Origin of the sequence: Kitasatospora sp. NPDC057936, assembly GCF_042887525.1 — a bacterium.
GTDB lineage: Bacteria > Actinomycetota > Actinomycetes > Streptomycetales > Streptomycetaceae > Kitasatospora.
On record NZ_JBHVPD010000098.1, the window covers coordinates 13,341 to 35,224 of the forward strand.

General features: G+C 73.9%; 19 protein-coding genes. 13 read left to right on the forward strand and 6 right to left on the reverse strand.

The genetic code is table 11. The features are described from left to right. Positions 1-87 precede the first annotated feature (87 nt). Positions 88-2,826, reverse strand: coding sequence for a glycosyl hydrolase (locus ACFVU9_RS36640; protein WP_387601096.1), 2,739 nt, complete (start codon positions 2,824-2,826; stop codon positions 88-90). Positions 2,827-3,126: 300 nt separating this feature from the next. Here ACFVU9_RS36640 and ACFVU9_RS36645 point away from each other — a divergent pair, with 300 nt between their 5' ends. From ACFVU9_RS36645 to ACFVU9_RS36675, 7 genes are all read left to right on the forward strand, one after another. Further along, positions 3,127-3,420 (forward strand): hypothetical protein, encoded by a 294-nt coding sequence (locus tag ACFVU9_RS36645; RefSeq protein WP_380435225.1) that lies wholly within the window; start codon positions 3,127-3,129, stop codon positions 3,418-3,420. Between the two features lie 134 nt (positions 3,421-3,554). Beyond that, on the forward strand, positions 3,555-4,220 hold the full coding sequence (locus ACFVU9_RS36650; RefSeq protein WP_380435226.1) for a response regulator transcription factor: 666 nt from the start codon (positions 3,555-3,557) through the stop codon (positions 4,218-4,220). 11 nt (positions 4,221-4,231) lie between these two features. Beyond that, positions 4,232-5,557: a sensor histidine kinase gene (locus tag ACFVU9_RS36655; RefSeq protein ID WP_387601101.1), complete on the forward strand. Its 1,326-nt coding sequence runs from the start codon at positions 4,232-4,234 to the stop codon at positions 5,555-5,557. 52 nt (positions 5,558-5,609) lie between these two features. Further along, complete coding sequence (locus ACFVU9_RS36660) at positions 5,610-7,880, forward strand: alpha-N-acetylglucosaminidase (RefSeq protein ID WP_387601104.1); 2,271 nt, start codon at positions 5,610-5,612, stop codon at positions 7,878-7,880. 66 nt (positions 7,881-7,946) lie between these two features. Further along, positions 7,947-9,554: an FAD-binding oxidoreductase gene (locus ACFVU9_RS36665; protein ID WP_387601107.1), complete on the forward strand. Its 1,608-nt coding sequence runs from the start codon at positions 7,947-7,949 to the stop codon at positions 9,552-9,554. Positions 9,555-9,649: 95 nt separating this feature from the next. Next, a complete protein-coding gene (locus ACFVU9_RS36670) occupies positions 9,650-10,414 on the forward strand; it encodes an SDR family oxidoreductase (protein WP_387601110.1) in 765 nt (254 codons plus the stop codon). 39 nt (positions 10,415-10,453) lie between these two features. Continuing rightward, complete coding sequence (locus tag ACFVU9_RS36675; protein WP_380435231.1) at positions 10,454-11,425, forward strand: sigma-70 family RNA polymerase sigma factor; 972 nt, start codon at positions 10,454-10,456, stop codon at positions 11,423-11,425. 121 nt (positions 11,426-11,546) lie between these two features. Here ACFVU9_RS36675 and ACFVU9_RS36680 read toward each other — a convergent pair whose 3' ends face one another. After that, a complete protein-coding gene (locus ACFVU9_RS36680; RefSeq protein WP_387601114.1) occupies positions 11,547-13,007 on the reverse strand; it encodes an APC family permease in 1,461 nt (486 codons plus the stop codon). Between the two features lie 205 nt (positions 13,008-13,212). Between ACFVU9_RS36680 and ACFVU9_RS36685 the strand changes: the two genes are divergently transcribed. Together ACFVU9_RS36685 and ACFVU9_RS36690 are read left to right on the forward strand one after the other, a co-directional pair. Further along, positions 13,213-13,566: a UBP-type zinc finger domain-containing protein gene (locus ACFVU9_RS36685; protein WP_387601117.1), complete on the forward strand. Its 354-nt coding sequence runs from the start codon at positions 13,213-13,215 to the stop codon at positions 13,564-13,566. A 29-nt stretch (positions 13,567-13,595) separates the two neighbouring features. Further along, positions 13,596-13,784 (forward strand): hypothetical protein, encoded by a 189-nt coding sequence (locus ACFVU9_RS36690; RefSeq protein WP_387601120.1) that lies wholly within the window; start codon positions 13,596-13,598, stop codon positions 13,782-13,784. A gap of 6 nt (positions 13,785-13,790) precedes the next feature. On the opposite strand, the gene ACFVU9_RS36695 is transcribed toward ACFVU9_RS36690, so the two are convergent. After that, positions 13,791-15,140: a helix-turn-helix domain-containing protein gene (locus tag ACFVU9_RS36695; RefSeq protein ID WP_387601123.1), complete on the reverse strand. Its 1,350-nt coding sequence runs from the start codon at positions 15,138-15,140 to the stop codon at positions 13,791-13,793. 203 nt (positions 15,141-15,343) lie between these two features. On the opposite strand from ACFVU9_RS36695, the gene ACFVU9_RS36700 reads away from it, so the two are divergent. Further along, a complete protein-coding gene (locus ACFVU9_RS36700; protein WP_387601126.1) occupies positions 15,344-16,174 on the forward strand; it encodes a neprosin family prolyl endopeptidase in 831 nt (276 codons plus the stop codon). Between the two features lie 63 nt (positions 16,175-16,237). Here ACFVU9_RS36700 and ACFVU9_RS36705 read toward each other — a convergent pair whose 3' ends face one another. Further along, complete coding sequence (locus tag ACFVU9_RS36705; RefSeq protein ID WP_387601129.1) at positions 16,238-17,482, reverse strand: MFS transporter; 1,245 nt, start codon at positions 17,480-17,482, stop codon at positions 16,238-16,240. A gap of 205 nt (positions 17,483-17,687) precedes the next feature. Here ACFVU9_RS36705 and ACFVU9_RS36710 point away from each other — a divergent pair, with 205 nt between their 5' ends. Together ACFVU9_RS36710 and ACFVU9_RS36715 are read left to right on the forward strand one after the other, a co-directional pair. Beyond that, complete coding sequence (locus ACFVU9_RS36710; protein ID WP_387601132.1) at positions 17,688-18,677, forward strand: DUF5937 family protein; 990 nt, start codon at positions 17,688-17,690, stop codon at positions 18,675-18,677. Between the two features lie 168 nt (positions 18,678-18,845). After that, a complete protein-coding gene (locus ACFVU9_RS36715; protein WP_387601135.1) occupies positions 18,846-19,535 on the forward strand; it encodes an RDD family protein in 690 nt (229 codons plus the stop codon). 101 nt (positions 19,536-19,636) lie between these two features. On the opposite strand, the gene ACFVU9_RS36720 is transcribed toward ACFVU9_RS36715, so the two are convergent. Then, entirely contained in the window at positions 19,637-20,545 is a 909-nt protein-coding gene (locus ACFVU9_RS36720; RefSeq protein WP_380491053.1) for a CAP domain-containing protein, read from the reverse strand. Between the two features lie 150 nt (positions 20,546-20,695). On the opposite strand from ACFVU9_RS36720, the gene ACFVU9_RS36725 reads away from it, so the two are divergent. Next, positions 20,696-21,400 (forward strand): hypothetical protein, encoded by a 705-nt coding sequence (locus tag ACFVU9_RS36725; protein WP_387601138.1) that lies wholly within the window; start codon positions 20,696-20,698, stop codon positions 21,398-21,400. Here the strand turns inward: ACFVU9_RS36725 and ACFVU9_RS36730 are convergent. Then, positions 21,381-21,884 (reverse strand): GrpB family protein, encoded by a 504-nt coding sequence (locus ACFVU9_RS36730; protein WP_387601141.1) that lies wholly within the window; start codon positions 21,882-21,884, stop codon positions 21,381-21,383. The two genes, ACFVU9_RS36725 and ACFVU9_RS36730, sit on opposite strands and share 20 nt — an antisense overlap.

Consider the following 21,884-nt stretch of genomic DNA (forward strand, 5'->3'; position numbering starts at 1 on the left):
TTCCGCAACGCCGGTTCCGCAACACCGGTTCCGCAACGCCGGTGCCCGGCCCGCCGACGTTCGGCGGGCCGGGCCTCAGTGGAACGCTCAGTCCTCCTGGTCCCCGGCCACGTCGCCGACCACGTCCCTGTAGTCGAAGCGCCGCAGGTCGACGGCCCAGATGCCGCGCCCGAAGGTGGCCGCGTACAGCTTGCCGTCCGGGCCGGTCTTCAGCTGCTGCACGGACGTCGTCGGCAGGTTGCGGCCGAGGACCTTCCAGTCCGTGGCGCCCGGCGCCCGGTAGAACGCCGCGAGGTCGGTCCCGAGGGCGAGGCCGCCGTTGGGCAGGATCTTCACCGAGTCCGCGGGCACGTCGGGCAGGTTGGCCGAGATGTCGGTCCAGGTGACGCCGCCGTCCCGGGACTCGAAGACGTGCCCGATGCCGGCGCCGGGCCCCTCGGTCCAGGACCGCGAGAAGCCGTTCATGGCGACGAACACGTGCTGCGCGTCGTTCTCGTCCACGGCGAACGACGAGATGTACCGGTTGGGCAGGGTGCCGTCGACCGGCAGGTTGAGCTGGTGCCAGCCCGTCCCGTCCGTGTTCCCCACCGCGATGCCGCGCGTGAAGCCCTGGTTGTTGCAGGGCCCGCACCACCCCGCGTACACGGTGCCGTTGACGGTCGAGACGGCGGTGGCGAAGTGCCCGGCACCGAGGTCGTAGGCGCTGGTCCACTCGCTGCCGCTGCGGATCGCGTAGCCCTTGTGCTGCACCCAGATGTGCCGGCCGCCGGCGATCCAGGTGTTGACGTCCTTGGGGTCGGCGGCGAGCGGGGCGATGAAGCGGGCGGAGTTGGTGGCCTTGTCGGGCGGGGCGACCTCGTAGGACGTGGCCTTGCTGGGGTCGGAGTTGCCGGAGCCGTCGTTGACGGCGCAGTTCTGGGTGACCCATACGTCCATGTAGACGTATTCCTGGGCGATGTTGCACCCGTTGCCCGGGTCGACCAGCGTGTCGCCGCCGTCGCCGCCGAAGTTGGAGCCCATCACCTTGTCGTGGGCGCGCAGGATCGATTCGCCGTTGTCCTGGAGGCCGCCGCTGACGCTGACGCCCCGCCCGGAGCGGTCCGAGAGGTCCTTGCCCACGCCCACCGAGTAGTACTGCAGGGTGTCGATGGTGCCGTCGGCGAGGGACTTCCAGTCCTTGGCGTGCCCGCCGGAGTCGACGGCGCCGTTGACCGGGCGGGTGTAGATGCCGCCGTCGTTGCCGACGTACACGCTCGCCTTGCCGTGGTAGGTGCCGATGGCGACGGCGTGCTGGTCGGAGTGGGTGGTCGGCGAGCAGTCGCCGGTCTGCTTCGTCGGGTCGATGCTCCAGCAGGGGAACGGGAAGTTCCAGTAGGGGCCGGGGACGATCCAGGAGGCACCGCCGTTCTTGGTCTCCAGCACCTCCTCCAGACCGGCGTAGACGTGGTCGGGGTTGGCCGGGTCGACCTGGAGGAACTGGTTGTACCAGGACTGGATGCCCGGCTGGTAGCCGGCGCCCTGGAGGGCGGAGCCCGAGTTCTTGATCTTGTCCTTGTCCGCGATGAGCGTCCACGGACCGGACGGTGAACCGGACTTGGAGACGTAGATGCCCTTCAGTCCGGAGTCCGGGTTGTGCGCGGTGAGGTCCGGCGACTGGTCGATCGCGTAGTAGCGCGAGCCGTCCGCCGAGCGCGCGAAGGTCACGTTGCCGACGTTCGCCGCGTCCGTCGGCAGGTCGCCCAGTGACGCGACGCGCTGCCAACTCCCGTCCGCGGCCTTGCTGTAGAAGCCGTTGTACGTGTCGCCGCCGCGCCAGCCGACGGCCAGGACCACCTTGGACGGATCCTTGGGGTCGATCGCGATGTCGTTGGCGATGTTCTTGTACGGCGCACTCGGGTCGCCCGCCTTCGAACCCCCGGGCAGGTACTCGGGGTTGGGCACGAACTCCTGCGTCCACGGGCCCGAGAGGTCCGTCGTCGAGTGGCTCCACACACCCCGGCTGGTGGCCGCCCACACCTTGTCGCCCGCGAAGCGCAGCGCGTGGATCGTCGTCGACTCCAACTCCGCCCCGCCGACCCGGTTCCCGGGCTGGAACTGGCCGCGCTTGGGGTCGGCGAGCACGTAGACGCCGGTGCCGACGTAGGAGACCGCGCCCGTGTTCGACTCACCGGTCGCGTACCAGAGCCGCCCGGTGCCGTCCAGGTCCAGCGTGCCGGTGGACAGCGACGGCAGCTTCTCCGAGATCGACTGCCACTGCCCGCCGCCGGTCCGGGAGCGGAACACGCCGCCGTTCGCACCGCCCGCGTACACGTACCCGTCGTCGTCCGCCGCGATGCCGGTGATCCGGCCGGTGACGAAGCCCGCGCCGCCGCTGGAGTTGGAGTTGACGTCGCGGTAGCGCGGGTCGTCCGCGTTGTACGGCTTGCTCGTCACCTGCTCCCAGCGGCCGCCGGCGCTCGGCATCGACTTCAGCTGCGCCCAGGCCGCGCCGTACGCGCCGGGGGCGACGACGCCGGGGGCCGTGCGGGCCTCGGTGTACTGCGCGGTGCCCTCGGCCGCGTTCTCGGCCTCGTCCGCGCCGCCGTCGTCCCCGCCCCGGTCGGCCTTCGCCGAGAACGCGGGCCCGGCCGCGCCGCGGCCCTCCTGGACCTTTCTCGCGTGCTGCTGCCCGATCTCCTGAAGGTGCTGCGCCTGGTGCGGGCGGGGCCTGGGCGGCTCGGAGGCGGCGAGCGCCTGGGTGGTGGTCAGTCCGAGGGCGGTCAGGGTGACGGCCGGAAGCAGCAGCCGTCGACGTTGCCTGTTGGGCACGATGTCGGTCCTCCCCATGCGACGGGCCGCGCGGTCGCGCGGCCCGGTGGCAGTCCGAGCGGAAGCCTCGCGGGTCCGACCGGCCGGTGTGAAGGGAGTGTGCACGAGGGAGAGCCGAAACTACGTCAGATGAGAGAGTCGACGCGCGACGGATGACCCGCCCGGACGCCCGTGGTGCTGCGTGCTGCGTGCTGCGTGCTGCGTGCGACGCACGCCGCACGCCACACCGTCGGTTGCGGCTCCCCGCTTCAGCGAATCCTCAGGTACCCCCCGCAACACTCTGTTCCGTAGTCGGACGGTAGGCGGACGGAGCAGTCGATGTCGGAATCCATACGCGGCTCGGCGCGGGCCGGGGGGCTCCTGCGCCGGGCCGGGTGGTCGGCGGTCGCGCTGGCGGCGGTGGTCGGCGCCGGAACCGCCGCGCGGGAGATCGCGAGCGCGGACGTGCGGCCGCTCCACGTGGTGTGCGAACACGCCGCCTCCGCCGGGCACCACCGGCTCGCGATGCGCTTCTGCCGCGGCGGCATGGACCGCTGGACGACACCGGCGGGACGGCCCGGGCCGACCGGCCACCACCGGGCTCATGAGTTCCTCAGGTTCCCGCTGTCATGATCCTCCGCAGACGGCGCGCCTCCCGGTCCCCCACGGACGCGGAGGCGCGCCGCCCCTCGACCCTCCCCGGAGGCGCGTTCGTGCCCGCAGGACCGCCGACGGCCCCTCCCCGGGCCGTGGATATCCTGGCCGGCATGCGCATATTGGTGGTCGAGGACGACGAGGACCTGCGGTTCGCCGTGGCCGCGGCCCTGCGGGGCGGCGGGCTGGCGGTCGACGAGGCCGGGGACCTCCCGGCCGCCGACGAGGCGCTGTTCGTCACCGGCTACGACTGCGTCGTCCTCGACCGCATGCTGCCCTCCGGCGACTCCGCCGACTACGTGCGCCGGATGCGCGCGGACGGCCGGACCGTCCCGGTGCTGTTCCTCACCGCCCGCGACACCGTCGCCGACCGGGTCGAGGGCTTCGCCACCGGCGGCGACGACTACCTGGTCAAGCCCTTCGCCGTTCCCGAACTGGTCGCCCGGGTGCACAACCTGTGCCGCCGCACCACCGTCGCCCGCCCGCCCGTGGTGCGCCTCGACGGCCTGGAGATCGACACCGCCCGCCGCACCGTGCACCGCGACGGCGTCCGGCTGACCCTCACGATCAAGGAGTTCGCCGTCCTGGAGACGCTCGCCGCCCGCCCGGGCCAGGCGGTGCGCCGCGCCGAGCTCATCGAGCGCTGCTGGGACGAGCTGACCGAACCCAACTCCAACGTCGTCGAGGTGCTCGTCTCCCAGCTGCGCCGCAAGCTCGGCGAACCGGCCCTGATCCACACCGTGCGCGGCGTCGGCTACCGGCTGGAGTCGCACGCGTGAAAGCCGCACGCGTGAAAGCCGCACGCGGGCGGACCACGGGCTGGAAAGCACTCAAGAAGGACGTCCCGCCCACCCCGGCCGGCCGGATCCGCCGCCTGCGCCGCCGCATCGCCCTGCTCTTCGCCCTGGTCAGCGCCCTCGCCCTGGTCGGCATGGCGGTCGTCGCCGTGCACGCGGACGACGACGCCTGGCGCTCCCAGGTCGACTCCGACCTGAAGCTGCGGACCAGCGAGTTCGCCGCCGACCTGCACTACGACGAGCAGGGCGCCCTGGAGTACCCGGACCCCAAGGAGGGCGGCTACGACTGCCCGCCGGTGACGCTCTTCACCGGCACCGCCGAGCAGATGACCGTCGCCGCCCGCCCGCACCGCGCCTGCCTGACCGTCCCCGCGGACGCCTACCAGGCGGCCGCCGACGACGCCGCGCGCGAGGGCGACGTCGTCCGGCTCACCACCACCGCGCCGAACGGCCACCAACTCCGGCTCTCCGCCCAGCCGTTCACCGGCCCGAACCAGGACACCACGGACACCGTGGCCGTCGCCGCCGTCGACATCTCCGGCAACCTGGCCGACCACGACCGCCTCGCCCTGCTCCTCACCGCCGCCTGCGCCGTCCTCGTCGCCCTCTCCGCCCTCGCCGGCCACTGGCTCGCCGGCCGGGCCGTGCGCCCCGCCCTGGACGCGCTCGACCAGCAGGAGGCGTTCCTCGCCGACGCCGCCCACGACCTGCGCACCCCCGTCGCCTCCGTCCGCGTCCTCGCCGAGACCGGCCTGCGCGGCGAGGCCGACACCACCGAGATCCTGCGCCGCACGCTGCGCCAGTCCACCCGGATGAGCGAGCTCGTCGACGACCTGCTGACCCGCGCCCGGCTGATGGCCGGCGCCGTCCCGCTCGACCGGGAACCGCTGCGGCTCGACCAGCTCGTCGACGCCGTCGTCGCCGACACCCCGGCCGACGGGCACCGCGTCGCCGTCCGCGCGGAGCCCGTGATCGTCCTCGCCGACGCCGGGCTGCTGCGCCGTGCCATCGCGAACCTGCTCGGCAACGCGCTCGCCCACGGGCACCGGCCGGGCCAGCCGGCCGACGTCGAGGTCACCGTCACCGCGGACGGCACCGTCGCCGTCGACGACGCGGGCCCGGGCATCCCGCCCGAGCGGGCGGCCTCCCTGTTCGAGCGCTTCCACAGCGGCGGTGGTTCGAGCGGCCTCGGCCTGTCCATCGCCGCCTGGGTGGCCCACGCCCACGGCGGCTCCCTCACCATCGACCCGAGCACCCGCGGCGGCACGCGCTTCCTGCTGCGCGTGCCCGTGCACAAGCCCCCGCGCTCATCCGGGTGAGGGCCCGCGAGCCGGGGGCACCGCGCCGCAGGGAGGTGCGACCGTCGGTCGCATGCCGCTGATCGCACGCTCCGACCGCCGCGCCGTCCCCGTGCTGCTCCCCCTGCTCTGCGTGTGCGCCGCCCTGGTACTCGTCCCGGCACCCGCCGCGCGCGCATCGGCTCCTTCCGACCCTGTGCGCGCATCAGCCCCCTTCGACCCCGCGCCCGCCGTCGCCGCCCTCACCCGGCTGCTGCCGGCCCACGCCGCGCAGATCAGCCTCGTCCCCGAGGCGCAGGCCGCGCCCGGCGTCGACGCGTTCACCGTCTCCGGCGCGCCCGGCGCGATCCGGGTGCGGGGCACCTCGCCCGCCACGCTGCTGACCGGCGTCGGCTGGTACCTGCGCAACGTCGCCCACGCCGACATCGGCCTGCCCGGCGACAGCACCGCGGCGCTCCCGGCCACGCTGCCGCCGGTGCCCACCCCGCACACCGACTCCGCCGTCGTCCCGCACCGCTACGCGCTCAACGACACCGACAACGGCTACTCCGGCCCCTACCGGAGCTTCGCCGACTACCAGCACGAGGTCGACGTCCTCGCGCTGCACGGCTTCAACGAGGTCCTGGTCACCGTCGGCGCCGAGGCGCCGTACCTGCGGGCGCTCCAGGGCTTCGGCTACTCCGCCGACGACCTGCGCGCCTGGATCCCGGCGCCCGCACACCAGCCGTGGTGGCTCCTGCAGAACATGTCCGGCTTCGGCGGCCCGGTCTCCGAGCAGCTGGTCGCCGCCCGCGCCGCCGTCGGCCGCCGGGTCTGCGACCACCTGCGGGCGCTCGGCATGACGCCGGTGCTGCCGGGCTACTTCGGCACCGTCCCGACCGACTTCGCCGAGCGCAACCCCGGCGCCGCCGTCGTGCCGCAGGGCACCTGGACGGCGTTCGCCCGCGACTCCTGGCTCGACCCCACCGGCCCGCTGTTCGCCGAGGTCGCCGCCGCCTACTACGCCGCGCAGCGCGACGCGTTCGGCGACAGCGCGATGTACAAGATGGACCCGCTCCACGAGGGCGGCACCGCGGGCGGCGTCGACGTACCCGCCGCGGCCGGCGCGATCCAGCGCGCCCTGCTCGCCGCGCACCCCGGCGCCGTCTGGGCGGTCCTCGGCTGGGAGCACAACCCCACCACGGCCCTGCTGGCGGGCGTGGACCGCAGCCTGATGCTGATCGTCGACGGCCTCTCGGACCGCTACGACGGCCTGGACCGCGAGTCCGACTGGGGCGGCACGCCGTACGCGTTCGGCACGATCCCCAACTTCGGCGGCAAGACCACCTTCGGTGCCAACACGGGCGTCTGGACCACCCGCTTCCGCCAGTGGCTCACCAGGCCCGGCAGCGCGCTCAAGGGCATCGCCTTCATGCCCGAGGGCACCGGCACCGACCCGGCCGCCCTCGCCCTCTTCGCCGACCTCGCGTGGTCGCCCGCCGGACTCGACCGGGCGGCCTGGTTCACGGCGTACGCGACGGCCCGCTACGGCCGCCCGGACGCCCACGCGGCGGCGGCCTGGGCGCAGCTGCGCGAGGGCCCGTACGGCATGCCGTCCGACGGGTGGAGCGAGCCGCAGGACGGGCTGTTCACGGCCCGGCCGTCGCTGACCGCCTCGACCTCGGCGTCCTGGTCGCCGAAGGCGCTGCGCTACGACCCCGCGACCGTGCGCGGCGCCCTCGCCGAGCTCCTGGCGGTGGCGCCGGAGCTGCGCGCCACCGACGCCTACCGGTACGACCTCGTCAACGTCGCCCGGCAGGCGCTCGCGGACGAGAGCCGCCGGCTGCTCCCGGAGATCGCCGGGGCCTACGGCGCGGGGGACCTCGCCGCGTTCCGGTCGCTGGTGAGCCGCTGGACGGCCGCCGGGGACGACCTCGACCGGCTGGCGGCCACCGACGCCCGCTTCATGGTGGGCACGTGGCTCGCCCAGGTGCCGTCCTGGGGAGCCACCGACGCCGAACGCGACCAACTCCAGTACGACGCGCGCTCGATCCTCACCACGTGGGGCGGCACCCGGGCCGAGGCCGAGGACGGCGGCCTGCACGAGTACGCCGCGCGCGAGTGGTCCGGCCTGGTCGCGGACCTCTACGCCAAGCGCTGGGCGGCGTTCTTCGCCTCGCTGGAGGTCGCGTTGACGCAGCACACCCGCCCGGCGCCCGTCGACTTCTTCGCCCTGGACGACGCGTGGGCGCGCTCGACGTCCGCCTACCCGACCGCGCCGGTCGGTGACCCGGTCGACGTCGCGACCGCCGTCGCGGCCGCTGTTGCGGCGCCGCTGGAGCAGCCGTCAGAGTCTTCGCGTTGACAACCCGCCCACGGTACGGCGACCGACTACCCGGTGCCGTGGGTGGCCTACACCCGAGGAGTGGGCATGAGCCACGACCGTCCGGCAGCGCACCCCCCGCAGCGGCCCGGCCGGAGGCAGGTCCTGCGGCTCGCCGCCGCGCCCCTCGCGGCGGCGGCGCTCGCCGCGTGCGGCGGGCCGAAGCCGGAGCCGTCGCCGGACCCGTCGACCTCCGCGAACAGCCCCACGCCGTCGCCGACCCCCACCCCCGTCGGCCCGCCCGACTGGGCCGCGCTGGCGAAGGACCTCAGTGGGACCGTCATCGGCCCGCAGGACGGCCGCTATGACGACGCGAGCCACCTCTACCAGCCGCAGTTCGACGGCCTGCGCCCCGCCGGGATCGTCTACGCCGCCACCCCCCAGGACGTCGCCACCTGCCTCGCCTTCGCCCGCCGGTACGCCCTCCCGGTCGCGGCGCGCAGCGGCGGGCACAGCTACACGGGCTGGTCGTCGGGCAGCGGGATGGTGCTGGACGTCGGGTCGATGGCGGCGGTCTCCGGTTCCGGCGGCACGGCGACGGTCGGCGCCGGCGCCCGGCTGATCGACGTGTACGCGGGCCTGGCGGCCGACGGCGTGACGGTCCCGGCGGGCTCCTGCCCGAGCGTGGGCGTCGCCGGGCTGACGCTCGGCGGCGGCATCGGCGTCACGTGCCGCGCGTACGGTCTGACCTGCGACAGCCTCACCGGCGCCCAGATCGTGACGGCCGACGGGCGGGTCCGCCAGGTGGACGCTTCGACGGACCCCGACCTCTTCTGGGCGCTGCGCGGCGGTGGCGGCGGCAACTTCGGCGTGGTCACGTCCTTCACCTTCCGCACCCACCCGGCGCCGACCTGCGCGTACGCGTTCCTCTCCTGGCCCTGGTCGTCCGCGGCGCCGGCCGTGGCGGCCTGGCAGACATGGGTGGCGAGCGCGCCGGACCCGCTCTGGGCCAACCTCCACCTCGACACCTGGCCGGACGGCCGTCAGCGCCTCACCAGCACCGTCAACTACCTCGGCCCGAAGTCCGAGCTCGCCGGCCTGATCGACCGGCTGACCGTCGCCCCGGCCACCGCCTCACTCCACACGGCGCCGTTCCTGGACACCATGAAGGAGATGGGCGGCGTGGCCGGCTGGTCGGAGGCCGCCGCCCACCTGCCCGGCAGCCTCCCCGGCCAGAACCCCGACGGCAGGCTGACCCGGGGCTCGTACGCGGCCCGGTCCGACTTCTACACCCGGCCGATCGACCCGACCGGGATCGCGGCGCTCGTGGCCGCCGTCGACCGGTACCCGCAGAGCGTGCCCCAGGGCGGGAGCGCCTCCGTCTCCTTCGACGCCCTCGGCGGCGCCGTGAACCGGGTGGCCCCCGGCGACACCGCCTTCGTCCACCGGAACGCCCTGTTCGGGGCCCAGTACATCACCAACTACCCCGCGCCCGGCGCCGGTTCGGGACCCGCCGTGGACCAGTCCCAGGCCTGGCTGAAGGACGTCTGGACGACCATGCGCCCGTACGCGAGCGGCGAGGCCTACCAGAACTACCCCGACCCTACCCTCGCCGACTGGGCCCAGGCCTACTACGGCAGCAACCTCGCCCGCCTGCGCCAGGTGAAGGACGCCTACGACCCGGACGGACTGTTCCGCTTCCCCCAAGCCGTGTAGTCCGCCAGAAATCTTCCGGACGCGCGACGGTTTTCCGGGGTCCCGCCGGTCTTGATTGGCGACCGTGTCCCACCAGCCCTCCCCGGGAGCCCCCGATGTCCGACACCATCCCCAGCGCCGTCCCCACCACCATCCCCACCGCCGTCGTCACCGGTGCCGGCCGCGGCTTCGGCCGCGCGATCGCCGGGGCGCTCGTCGCCCGCGGCACGCACGTCATCGGCATCGCCCGCACCGGGGCCGACCTGCTCGCCGTCCGCGAGGAGCTCGGCGAGCGCTTCACGCCCCTCACCGGCGACGCCACCGACGAGGCGCTCGCCGCCGAGGTGATCCGCACCCACCGCCCCGGCCTGCTCGTCCTCAACGCCGGGACCGTGCCGCCCATGGCACCCGTCCAGGAGCAGACGTGGGAGAGCTTCGGCCGCGCCTGGGAGGTCGACACCCGGCACGTCTTCACCTGGACCGGCGCCGCCCTGCGCGAGCCGCTGGCCCCGGGCAGCGTCGTCGTCTCCATGTCCAGCGGCGCCGCGCTCTTCGGCTCCCCGCTCAGCGGCGGGTACGCGAGCGCCAAGGCCGCCGTCCGCTACATCCGCTCCTACGCCGCCGGGGAGTCCGAGCGGGCCGGGCTCGGCATCCGGTTCGTCGCGCTGCTGCCGAACATGACCCCGGTCGGCGGGGTCGGCGACGCCGGGGTCACCGGATACGCCGCGCAGGCGGGCCTCGACCGGGAGACTTTCCTCGCAGGGCGCGGGCCGATCGTCACGCTGGAGCTGATCGGGAAGGCGGTGACCGAGGTCGCCGACGACCCCGACGCCGCTGCCGAGTACCGGGTCGAGGGCACCGGGCTCGTCCCGCTCGCCTGAGACCGCACCCGAAAGCCGTTCCGGAAGGACCCCCCCGCGATGCCGTCGAACGCCGAGTTCACCGCCCTGGCCGAACCGTTCCGGCCGGAGCTCCTCGCCCACTGCTACCGGATCCTCGGGTCGGTCCACGACGCCGAGGACCTGGTCCAGGACACCTACCTGCGGGCGTGGCGGGCGTTCGACGGCTTCGAGGGCCGTTCCTCGGTGCGCCGGTGGCTCTACAAGATCGCCACCATGGCCTGCCTCACCGCCCTGGAGACGCGCTCCCGCCGCCCCCTGCCGTCCGGGCTCGGCGCCCCCGCGGACGACCACCGGGTGGCCGTGGCACCCCGCGAACCGTCCGTCCCGTGGCTCCAGCCGGCGCCGGACGCGCTGTTCGGCGCCGGCGACCCGGCGGTGACCGTCGCCGCCCGGACGGGCGTGCGCCTCGCCTTCATCGCCGCCCTCCAGTACCTCTCCGCCCGCCAGCGCGCCGTGCTCACCCTGCGCGACGTCCTCGGCTTCCGCACCGCCGAGGTCGCCGCGATGCTCGACACGACCACCGCCGCCGTCGACAGCGCGCTGCGCCGCGCCCGGGGCCGCCTGGCCGAGGTGGGCCCGGTCGCGGACGACCTGGCCGAGCCGGACGAACGCGTGCGCCGCGGCCTCCTCGACGACTACGTCGACGCCTTCACCCGCGCCGACCCCGACGCCCTCGTCGACCTCCTGCGCGTCGACGTCGAGATGGAGATGCCCCCGACGCCGACCTGGTTCACCGGCCGCGAGGCCGTCCTCGGCTTCCTGTCCGCCCGCATCCTGCGCCCGTCGCTGTGGCGGATGACCCCGACGACGGCCAACGGCCAGCCCGCCTTCGTCGTCCACCGCCACGCCGGCGCCGGCCGCTACGAACCGTACGGCGTCCAGGTGCTGACCCTGGTCGGCGCGCGCGTCGCCCGCATCACCGCCTTCAACGACCCGGCCCTCGTCCCGACCTTCACACCGGCCGGCGTCGGAGGCCTTGCCACGAGTTAGTGCATGTCGCACTCTGGCGCGAACGGGACGGCGGAACAGGGGCCGCGAAGAGGACGACGACGGGGACACCCGGCGGATCGCCGCCTTCCAGAACACCCGCGCGCCACAGGGCTGACACCCCCTAAGCGGCCCGCACCTGCTGCTCGTCCAGGTACCGCTCCTCGATCTCCTTCGGCCCGAACGGCCAGACGCCCTCGACCCGCGACCACCCGAGGTACGCGACGAGGCCGAGACCGACCCACCCGACCGACCACTCGATGGGGTGCAGCCCCGGGTTGGCCTCGTCCGCGTACCCGTAGACGACCAGCCAGCCGACGGCGGCCACGATGCCCGGCAGCGGGTAGAGCAGCATCCGGTACGGGCGGGCGAGGTCCGGCTGGCGCCGCCGCAGCACGGTCACGGCCGCGATCTGCGCGAGCGCCTGGATGATCACCATCACGGTGGTGAGCAGCGTGATCAGGACCGTCAGCGGCGGGTGCGCCGCGGAGTCGCCCGCGTGCCGCGCGGCGAGGAAGGCCCCGGCGGTGATGACGCCCATCGCCACCAGGCCGGCCACCGGGAACCGGTGCTTGGAGTGCAGCCGCGCGAAGGAGCGGAAGAAGAGCCCGTCCCGCGCGGCGTCGTAGGGGACGCGGGACCCGCCGAGCAGACCGGTGAAGACGGAGGCGAACGCGGTGACGAGGACGAGCACGGTGACGACGTCCGCCGCGCGCTTGCCGAGCGTCCGTTCCAGCACGGCCGAAGCCACCGACTGGGACGCCGTGTTCGCGGGGTCGAGCATGTCCTGCCACGGCACGACGCCGAGCACCCCGATCTGGAGGAGCAGGTAGATCCCCATGATCGCGACGACGGAGCGGATGATCGCCCGCGGCATCACCCGGCCCGGGTCCTTGATCTCCGCCCCCATGTAGGCGGCGGTGTTGTACCCGAGGTAGTCGTAGATCCCGATCGTGAGCCCGGACGCGAAGCCGAGCCAGAAGCTGCCGCTGGTCAGTCGCACCGCGTGCGCGGGCCAGGTGAACGCGAGCGAGGGGTGGAAGTGGGTGAAGGCTGCGAGGACGACGGCGGTGACGGCGAGGATCATCACCGCCCACATGGCGACGGTGACCCTCCCGACGTTCTCGACCCGCCGCCACAGCAGCAGGACGACGAGCACGACGACGCCGACCCCCACGAGATCGCCCTGACCGCCCGTGATGTCCGGCCACAGGTAGCCCAGGTACTGGACCAGCCCCTGCACCCCGGTCGACATGATCAGCGGGATGAACAGCATGGCCGTCCACACGAAGAGGAACGGCATCAACCGCCCGGTCCGGTACTGGAACGCCTCCCGCAGGTACACGTACGTCCCGCCCGACCCCGGCAGCGAGGCCCCGAGCTCGGCCCAGACAAGCCCGTCCGCGAGCGCCAGGACGGCCCCGGCGACCCACCCGATGACGGCCTGCGGCCCACCGAAGGCGGCGACCATGAGGGGAATGGTGACGAACGGCCCGATGCCGCACATCTGGCTCATGTTGATGGCGGTGGCCTGGAACAGGCCCACCCGTCTGGACAGTTGAGGAACGGAATCGGTGGTGGCCAACAGGCACCTCCTGGGGGCGAGAGGTCGACCGGCGGAGAAAGTAAAGTTCCTTAACTCACTCGGGGTCAAGGCCCGCGCAGCACCGGACCGCGCCGATTGGCGTGCCGCCCCGCGCGCCGGCCCCCGCGCGTGGCAGGATGCGGGCGACCGCACCGCGCTCGGACAGCACCGCGCTCAGACCGCACCGCACTCTGGAGGGACGCTCATGTCACAGGCCGTCGAGGGTGTCGATCCGGCGGTGCCGCCCAGCGGGACGGGCTGCGTCGAGTGCGAGGCGGTGCAGGGCTGGTGGGTGCACCTGCGGCGCTGCGCCCAGTGCGGGCACGTCGGCTGCTGCGACACGTCTCCGGCGCAGCACGCCACGCGGCACTTCGCCGAGACCGGGCACCCGTTCATCCAGACCTTCGAGCCGGACGAGGACTGGTTCTGGGACTACCGCAGCAACGACTACTTCGAGCAGGGCCCGGAGCTGGCCGCGCCGCACCACCACCCGCGCACGCAGACGGTGCCCGGGCCCCAGGAGCGCGTCCCCGCCGACTGGCAGGACCACATCCACTGAGGGGCACGGCCACCAGGAGGCTCGGGACCGTGGTTTCGGCCCTGCAGAACGTGGCGGTCGACTACGCGGACGCCTACGGGTCGGCCCGCTTCCGGAGCGCGGTGACCGACCGTCCGCTGCACCCCGACGGCTCCGGCCGGGCCGTCCTCGCCGACCCCGAGGGCAACGAATTCTGCGTCCTGCGCGGCGGGTCGGACCGGGCCGCCCCGCCGTCCTGATCCGCGCTACAGCGGCGGGAGCGCAGGTGCAGGGCCCAGCGTGGTGGTGCCCGGGGTGGCGCGGTGGGCGAGCCCGGCGCGGTAGGCGTCCAGCGCCTCCTCCGGGCGGCCGGTGCGGCGCAGGAGATCGCCGAGGAGGCGACACAGGTCCGCCGAGTCGGCCGTGGCTCCGGCGTGTTCGAGGAGGGCGAGGGCGCTCCGGTAGTGGTCCTCGGCGTCGGAGTCCTCGCCCCGGTCCTCCGCGATCAGGCCCAACAGCCGGTGGGCCGCCCCCGCGTGGACCGCTCCGCGGCTCGGGTGCAGGGACCCGAGCAGGTCGGCGAGCAGCGCGGCCGCCTCCGTGCCGCGGCCCGACCGCCGCAGCACGTCGGCGAGTTCCACGTCGATCTGCTGGACGTACAGCACCGCGCGGCGCTCGGTCAGTATGCGGCGGGCGGTGCGGAGTTCGCGCTCGGCGGCGGGAAGATCGCCGTCCTGCGCGCGCAGGTAGCCGCGCATCCAGTGGCAGTGGGCGAGTTCGGTGCGGATGCGGAGCTGCTGGTAGAGCTCCTGGGCGCGGGCGAGGGAGGCGTCGGCCTCGGCGGCGCGGCCCTCGGCGAGGAGGGTGCGGGCCACCGAGCGGTGCAGCCGGGCCACGGCGGCGGGGTCGTCGACCTGCGGGGCCAGGGCGAGGGCGAGTTCGGCGGCCTGGGCGGCGAGATGGTGGGCGCCGAGGTCCAGGTAGGGGGCGGTGATCGCGGAGTAGAGGAGCAGCAGGGCCTGCGGGTCGGGCAGGCCGGCGGCGTTGAGCTGGTCGATCGCGCTCTCCAGGAGGTAGCAGGAGTAGCGCAGGTCGCCGGCGAGGAGGTGGGCGACGGCCCGTCCGCGCAGGGCCGGTATGCGCTGCGGGAGCGGGGCGTCGCGGAGCAGGTCCTCGGCGGCTCTGAAGTGCCCTATGGCCTGGTCGAGTTCGCCCGCTTCCAGGGCGCAGTCACCCGACCCCACCAGGGCTGCGGCGCGTTCGTCGGCGAGGCCGTAGCGGTCGGCTTCGGCGGCCAGCGCGGTGAACTGCGCTGCCACGTCCGCCGGTTCGCCGGTGCACAGGGCTTGCCGGGCGTCGGCGAGCCGGGACCGGAGGTCGGTGGCGAGGTGGGCGGGCCGTCCGGTGGCGAGCTGCTCGGCGCTGACGCCGAGGCGTCCGGCGAGGTAGCGCAGCGCGGTGTCGGAGGGCCGGGCCTTGCCGGACTCCAGCGTCGACACGTACGCCGCCGTGTAGGCGGGTTCGGCCAACGCGCGCTGGGTGAGTCCGCGTTCGGCCCGCAGCTGCTGGATCCGCCGCCCGATCAGCAGTCGGTCGTCCCCGTCGTTGCTCGTCATCGCGCCCCCGCCTTCCCGTCGCCACCACGCCGCCGCCACGCGCCGTCACGTCGTCACCTCGTCGACGCGCACAGGCTATTGCGTGCCGGTGCGGCCGCCGCTAGCTTAACCCCACACGTAAGCGAGCTTAAGTCAGGATTTAACTCCCCTTCCCCCGGCCGGACTTCACTCACGGCCACCACCCCCGCTGAATGGACCCCCACATGCGTATTCGGCGTACCGCCGCCGCCCTCGCGGCCGCACTCGGCATCCTCACCGCCGCCCCCGCGACCGCTTCGACCACCGCAACCCCCGCGGCCACCGCGTTAGCCCCCGTCGTGCCGTCCGCCGCGCCCCTCGCCGACGGCACCGGCCCCATCTGCTGGTTCGGCGCCTGCTACGACTACGTGTCGGGCCGCCAGCAGACCGACGCCACCGGCGCGAGCATCCGGATGCTGCAGTCCTCGCCCACCCTCAAGTCCGGTGACACCGACGCGCATTCGCTCCAGGAGCTGGCCGTCCAGTCCACCGACCGCAAGTCCACCGTCGAGGTCGGCTGGACGGTCGACCTCGGCCTCAACGGCGACCTCCTGCCGCACCTGTTCGTCTACCACTGGGTGGACGGCAAGGAGAGCTGCTACAACGCGTGCGGCTTCGTCCAGGTCTCCCCGGTCTACACGGCCGGCATGGCGCTCCAGCCCGGCGACGCCGCCCGCTACGGGATCCGGAACCTCGCCGGCGACTGGTGGATCTTCTACGACCAGCACGCCGTCGGCTACTTCCCCGGCTCGCTCTGGAACGGCACCTACACCCGCACCCAGGTCATCAGCGCGTTCGGCGAGGTCGCCCACGGCACCGGCAGCACGTGCGAGTCCATGGGCGACGGCCGCTTCGGCAGCGCACCGGGTTCCGGCTGGATCCGCGACTTCCAGCTCTTCGGCTCGGCCGACGACGCCCGCCTGACCGTCACCTCCACCAGCCCTGCCCTCTACGATTCGGGCCGCGTCACCCCGACGTCCTTCCACCTCGGCGGCCCGGGCACCGGCCCCTGCTGACGGACGCCCGCCAGCGGCCGGCCCACCCCCGCGCCCGACCCGCGCCCGGCCCGCGCCTGCGCGTCACACCCCCGGCAGGTCGCGGGCCGTGCGCAGCGGGGAGCAGTAGATCGGCACCCACACCACCATCAGCCCCACCGCCCCCGCCCACAGCGCCGTCCGCACCGACGTCAGCGAGGCGAACGTCCCCGCGAACGCCGCGCCCACGGTGAGGGCACCGGTGAGCAGCACGCGCATCGTGGCGTTCATGCGGCCCAACAGGTGGTCGGGGGTGGCGTGCTGGCGGAAGCTCACCTTGATGACGTTGTCGACCCCGACCTTGACCGTCGTCAGCAGCCACGCCCCCGCCGCACACCACAGCGCCGGGCCGCGATCGGCGAGCGCGACGACGACGCCGAGCGGCGCGATCGCCAGGCCCATCAGCCACAGGACGCGCCCCGCGCCGACCCGGCGGGCGAGCGGACGGGCGAGGAGCGAGCCGCTGAAAACGCCCACGCCTCCGGCGGCGAGGAACAGGCCGGTCACCGCGTCCGGCAGGTGGAGCGTACGGACGAACAGGACGGGCAGCAGCGTCTGGAACACCTGGATCGACAGGTTGGTGCAGGCGCCGGCCAGGGCGATCGGGCGCAGCAGCGGATCGCCGAGGACGAACCGCAGCCCCTCCCGGATCTCCGCCACCAGCCGGCCGCCGCTCCCGGCCGCGACGGGCGCCGGCTCCGGCCGCCGTATGCGACGCAGGAGCAGCGCGGACGCGAGGTAGCTGACGGCATCGACGAGGACGGCCACGGGCGCTGTGAGCAGCCCGACGAGGAAGCCGCCGACGCTGCGGCCCGCGGTCATGGTGACGGCGTCGATGGTGACCAGGTGGGAATTGGCCCGCGTGAGGTGTCCGCGCCCGACGAGCGCGGGCAGGTGGCTGAGCGCGGCGACGTCGGAGAAGAGGGTGGCCGTCCCGGTGAGCAGGGCGACCACGCACAGGTGGGGGAAGGTCAGCCGGCCCAGGGCCCAGGCGGCGGGAACGGACGCGAGCAGGCCGGCGCGGGCGAGGTCGGCGGCGATCATGACGGGCCGCTTGCGCAGCCGGTCGACCCAGGCCCCGGCCGGCAGCCCGAGCAGCAGGAACGCGACGGTGCTCATGGCGGCCAGCAGCCCGACCTGCCACGGCGGGCTGTGCAGCGCGAGGACCGCGGCCAGCGGCAGGGCGAGCGAGCCGACGGCGGTGCCGGTGCGGCTGACGGCGTTGGCGGCGAGGAGCAGGCGGTAGTCGGCGCCGACGGGGTGCGGCGCCCTCGTGATCACGGTGGTCATGGCGGTAGACCCTGGCGGGTGACACCCGGGACGGGCCACGGATTCAGCAGGAGCTGAATCCTCACCAGCCGTGGCCGGCCCGCCTCGCCCCGCCCCGCCCCGCCGGATCCTGCCCGGAACAGTGACGCGCCCCCGGTGAGATCATCGGCACGTCACAGAGAGGAGAGACCAGCGGCGGACCGCCCGCCCCACGGAAGACCACCGCATGCTCGAACTCGAATTCACCACCAGGGACCTGGCCCTCACCCGCTTCGCCCTCTCCCCGCTCTGGGAGGCGGTGGCCGCCGCACGGGTCCTCACCCTGCCCGCGCCCGACCCGCTCCACCGCCCGTGGGCCGAGGCGGCCCGCGCCCGGCTGACCGGCGCCGGGCTGGACTGGGGCCTCCTGGCGGATCTCGTGCCGCCACCACCCCGGACGATCCCCCTGTTCCTCGCCCCGCCGCCCACCACGCCCGTGGCGGACCTCCACCTGGAACTCGACGCCCTGCGCGCGACCCCGCCCGAGGACGTCCGGACCGCCCTCCGCTCCCCCCGGGCACCGCAGTCGCCACGCATCGACGCCCTGCGCGATGACCCGGTCACTCGGCTCGCCCGACTCGCGGTCACCATCGAGGCGTTCTGGGACCTCGCCGTCGCACCGCACTGGCCGAGGATCCGCGCCCTGGTGGAGAGCGACATCATCCACCGCGCCCGCCTCCTCGCCCGAGGCGGCGCCCAGCAGTTCCTCAACGACCTCGCCCCACAGGTCAGCTGGGACTCCGACACGCTCTCCATCGGCCACCACCACACCCGCGGCGGCCACCGCCTCGGCGGCCGCGGCCTGCTCCTCGTGCCGTCCGTCTTCGTGTGGCCGCAGGTCTTCTCGATCAGCGCCCCCGCCTGGCAGCCCACCCTGCGCTACCCGCCGCGCGGGATCGCGACCCTCTGGGAACGCCGCCGCCACGAGCCCTCCCGGGCACTCGCCGCCGTCCTCGGCCGCGGCCGGGCCCTCCTGCTCACCGAACTCGACGAACCCGCCACCACCGCCGAACTCGCCCACCGCACCGGCATGACCCCGGGCGGCGTCTCCCAGCACCTCACCACCCTCCGCACCGCCGGCCTCCTGACCGCCCACCGCACCGGCCGCCACGTCCTCTACGCCCGCACCGAGGCGGCCGAGGCGCTCCTCGGGGCATCGCAATCGCCGCAGGGCTGAGGACCCCGCGGCCGGCGCCGGGCCCCGGTCCGGACCGACCGACCGGACCCATCGTCGAATAGTCGCGAATCATCTTTGTTCACGTAACAGTTGATCCCAAACTCTTCCTAAAGGTTCGGTCGAGCCGCTACACCTTCAGTCCTAAGCCACAACGAGACGAGCGGGACGATGACCAACGAAACCCCTGGCTACGGCTACCCGTCAGAGCCGAACCCCCAGAACCCCTACGGCCAGCAGCCCCCGCAGCAGCCCGGTTACGGCGTCCCGCAGGGCCCGTACGACCCCCAGCCCGGCGGCCCCGGCACCCCGCCGCCCGGCTACGGCTACCCGCCGCCGCCCCAGGGCGGCTACCCGCAGGGCGGCGGCTACCCGACGAGCGGCCCCCAGCTCCCGCCGTGGCTCGGCGCGCCCAACCCGTACGGCCCGACGGCGCCCGGCACCCGCGTCCTGGCCAACCCCGGCGACCGCTTCCTGGCCCGCCTGATCGACGCCCTCGTCCTGCTGATCCCGTTGCTCATCGTCCAGTTCGCCGTCGCGGCGGCGATCGGCGCGATCATGTCCAGCATCGTCAGCGGCATCGTCGTCTTCGGCTACGAGGCCCTGATGATGATGACCCAGGACCAGCAGACCGTCGGCAAGAAGGTCATGAAGCTGCGGGTCGTCTCGGTCGAGCACGGCGGCCGCCCGGTCGACAACGACCTGTGGATCCGCAGCGCCGTCTACGGCCTGCCCCAGGCCGTCTACTGCATCGGCTCGCTGTTCTACCTGGTGAACGTGCTCTCCCACCTCTGGGACAAGCCGCTGCAGCAGTGCTTCCACGACAAGGCGGCGAAGACCCTCGTCATCAAGGAGTCCTGAGCCCGGAGCACCACCCGGACCGGACCGGACGAAGCCCGGTCGCCCCACCCGAGAGGGGGCGACCGGGCTTCGTCGCTGCCGCCGGTCCGACGGCTCCCGGCTCAGCGGGAGCCGAACTCCGCGTTCCACGAGGCGTTGCCCGTCCGGGCCAGCCCGACCTCGGTGTGGTTGGGGTCGAGCATGATGTCGCGGTGGCCGGACGAGTTGATCCACCCGTCGACGGCCGCGTCGATGTCCGTGGGGCCGTAGAACGCGATCTCGCCCCAGCTCCGGAAGTTGTAGCCGAGGCCCCTCAGGATGCCCGGCGAGTCGCAGAAGTGCCCCGAGACACGACGCTGGTTCATCTGGTCGGCGTTGCACCGGGCGGCCTGGGCGAGGGTCTCGTTGTAGCGGAGCGCCGGCCGTCCGTACTGCGCGCGCAGGTCGTTGACCCGCTGGAGGAAGCGCTGCTCGACGGACGTGCCGTTGTTCTGGCCGCCGCTGCCGACGAGGTCGAAGCGCTGGGACGCCGTGCCGTTGCAGTTCTCCACCGTGGCCTCCCGGTCGAGGCCGTTGAAGGTCAGGCAGCGGCTGTCGAGCGCGTTGTGGATGTAGGTGCCGCCCTCGGCGGCGTTCTCCAGGGTCCACTGCTGGTTGGCACCCGCCCACCAGTGGATGAACTGGGTGGTGCGGCTGTCCCTGGTGTCCATCTCGACGACGCGCTCGGTGCCGTTGACGTTGCGGACGAAGTCGACCCGCCCGCCCGGCTTGTTGGAGATCCAGAACGAGGTCGAGGCGTCCCGGTAGTTGCGGGCGACGATCCGCGAGCCCTCGCCGTCGATGGTCGCCAGGGCGTAGCCGTTCTGGTGGTCCTGGATCGTGACCGTCTGTTCGACCACGTCCGACGTGGCGGCGCTCGCGGGCGCCGCGGCGAGCACGGTGAGGCCGGACGCCGATATCGCGGACACGGCGAGCGCCACCGCCGCCAGGCGGGAACGGCGGCGGACGGTGGAAAGGGCGATGTGCGACACGGGACTCTCCTGCCTCGGGGCGGCCCGCGCGCGGCTGCGATCGCGGGGCGGGAGACAGGACACCAAGCGTGCGTAGACAATCGATCAACAACGCGTCAGCGCACGCCCCACCCGGCACACCCCCTGCCTGGCCTGGCAGGATGTCCGACCGTGACACACAGCGAGAGTCCCCGGCCCGCCAGCGGGCAGCGGCGCCGAGGCCGCGGAGGCCACGGGAACGACGTCCCCTGGCCCAGGCGCCCCCTGCTGACGGCGCTGTGGATACCGGCCGCCGCCGTCCTGCTGCCGCTCGGCGGGGCCCTCGGCGCGTTCGGGCTCTGGATGCTGGTGCCCTCGCTGGCGCTGGTCCTCACCGGGATGACCGGCCTGGTCGTCGCGCTCTGGGGCCTCTGCCCGTCCAAGGCCCTGCGGAAGGTCTCCCTCGGCCTGCTCCTCGCCCCGCTCATCGCCGTGCCGCTGCTCAGCATGAACACCGCGCAGGCCACCGTGCTGACGATCCGCGGCACCGAACACCCGGGCACGGTCGCCGACATCCGCGTCATCCACGGCAAGACCACGACCTACGACTGCGACGTCCGCTACGACGACGCCCCGGCCCGCACCCACGCCGTCGACTGCGGTGCCGCCGACACGGCCGGCGAGCGCGTGGCCGTCACCGAGGACCCGGGCGGCCTGGTCTCCCCCGAATTCTCCGGCCAGGCCGCAGGCGGGCGCTTCGACCTGGTCATGGCCGCCTTCTTCGACACGGTCCTCGTCGCCGTCGCCGTCGTCACCGCGACGATCGGTGTCCTCGTCCACCACCACCGCACCCGCAGGGCGCAGTCCGGCGCAGGACCTACCGCGCCGCGCGCATGATGTCGGCCACCGTCGCCGCCTTCAGCTCCGAGTAGGCCAGCAGGCTGCCCGCCGCCAGCGCCGCCTCGCGCTTCACGCGCGCGTACCGTGCGGCCGCCTCCGGGTGTGCCCGCAGGTGGTCGCGGAACGCGAGGTTGGCGGCCCACAACGGCCCGTCCAGCGCCATGACGTGGACGTTCGCCGCCTGGCCGGTGCGCCGCCGCAGGTACGCGCGGCCCGGGACGCCGGCCTCGCCCAGGTGCTCGAACCCGAGCGCCCGCACGCGCGCCACGGCGACGCCGAACTCGCCCGCCACGCACCCGACCTGGACGTCGATCACCGGTTTGGCGTCCAGGCCGGGCACCGCCGTGGAGCCGATGTGCTCGACCTCGCAGACGGTCAGGCCGCGCAGCGCGCCCCGCACGCGCGCGACCAGCGCACTCCCCAGCTCCACCCAGGCCGGGTCGTACGCCACCACGTGAACGGGCTCATCGACGGAAGTCAC

Bases quoted from the DNA above. Each gene is read 5' to 3' on its own strand.
- ACFVU9_RS36695 (WP_387601123.1), bottom strand. From the start codon at position 15,140: ATGACGAGCAACGACGGGGACGACCGACTGCTGATCGGGCGGCGGATC.
- ACFVU9_RS36665 (WP_387601107.1), top strand. From the start codon at position 7,947: ATGAGCCACGACCGTCCGGCAGCGCACCCCCCGCAGCGGCCCGGCCGG.
- ACFVU9_RS36685 (WP_387601117.1), top strand. From the start codon at position 13,213: ATGTCACAGGCCGTCGAGGGTGTCGATCCGGCGGTGCCGCCCAGCGGG.
- ACFVU9_RS36650 (WP_380435226.1), top strand. From the start codon at position 3,555: ATGCGCATATTGGTGGTCGAGGACGACGAGGACCTGCGGTTCGCCGTG.
- ACFVU9_RS36710 (WP_387601132.1), top strand. From the start codon at position 17,688: ATGCTCGAACTCGAATTCACCACCAGGGACCTGGCCCTCACCCGCTTC.
- ACFVU9_RS36670 (WP_387601110.1), top strand. From the start codon at position 9,650: ATGTCCGACACCATCCCCAGCGCCGTCCCCACCACCATCCCCACCGCC.
- ACFVU9_RS36700 (WP_387601126.1), top strand. From the start codon at position 15,344: ATGCGTATTCGGCGTACCGCCGCCGCCCTCGCGGCCGCACTCGGCATC.
- ACFVU9_RS36675 (WP_380435231.1), top strand. From the start codon at position 10,454: ATGCCGTCGAACGCCGAGTTCACCGCCCTGGCCGAACCGTTCCGGCCG.
- ACFVU9_RS36715 (WP_387601135.1), top strand. From the start codon at position 18,846: ATGACCAACGAAACCCCTGGCTACGGCTACCCGTCAGAGCCGAACCCC.
- ACFVU9_RS36660 (WP_387601104.1), top strand. From the start codon at position 5,610: ATGCCGCTGATCGCACGCTCCGACCGCCGCGCCGTCCCCGTGCTGCTC.
- ACFVU9_RS36640 (WP_387601096.1), bottom strand. From the start codon at position 2,826: ATGGGGAGGACCGACATCGTGCCCAACAGGCAACGTCGACGGCTGCTG.
- ACFVU9_RS36645 (WP_380435225.1), top strand. From the start codon at position 3,127: ATGTCGGAATCCATACGCGGCTCGGCGCGGGCCGGGGGGCTCCTGCGC.
- ACFVU9_RS36705 (WP_387601129.1), bottom strand. From the start codon at position 17,482: ATGACCACCGTGATCACGAGGGCGCCGCACCCCGTCGGCGCCGACTAC.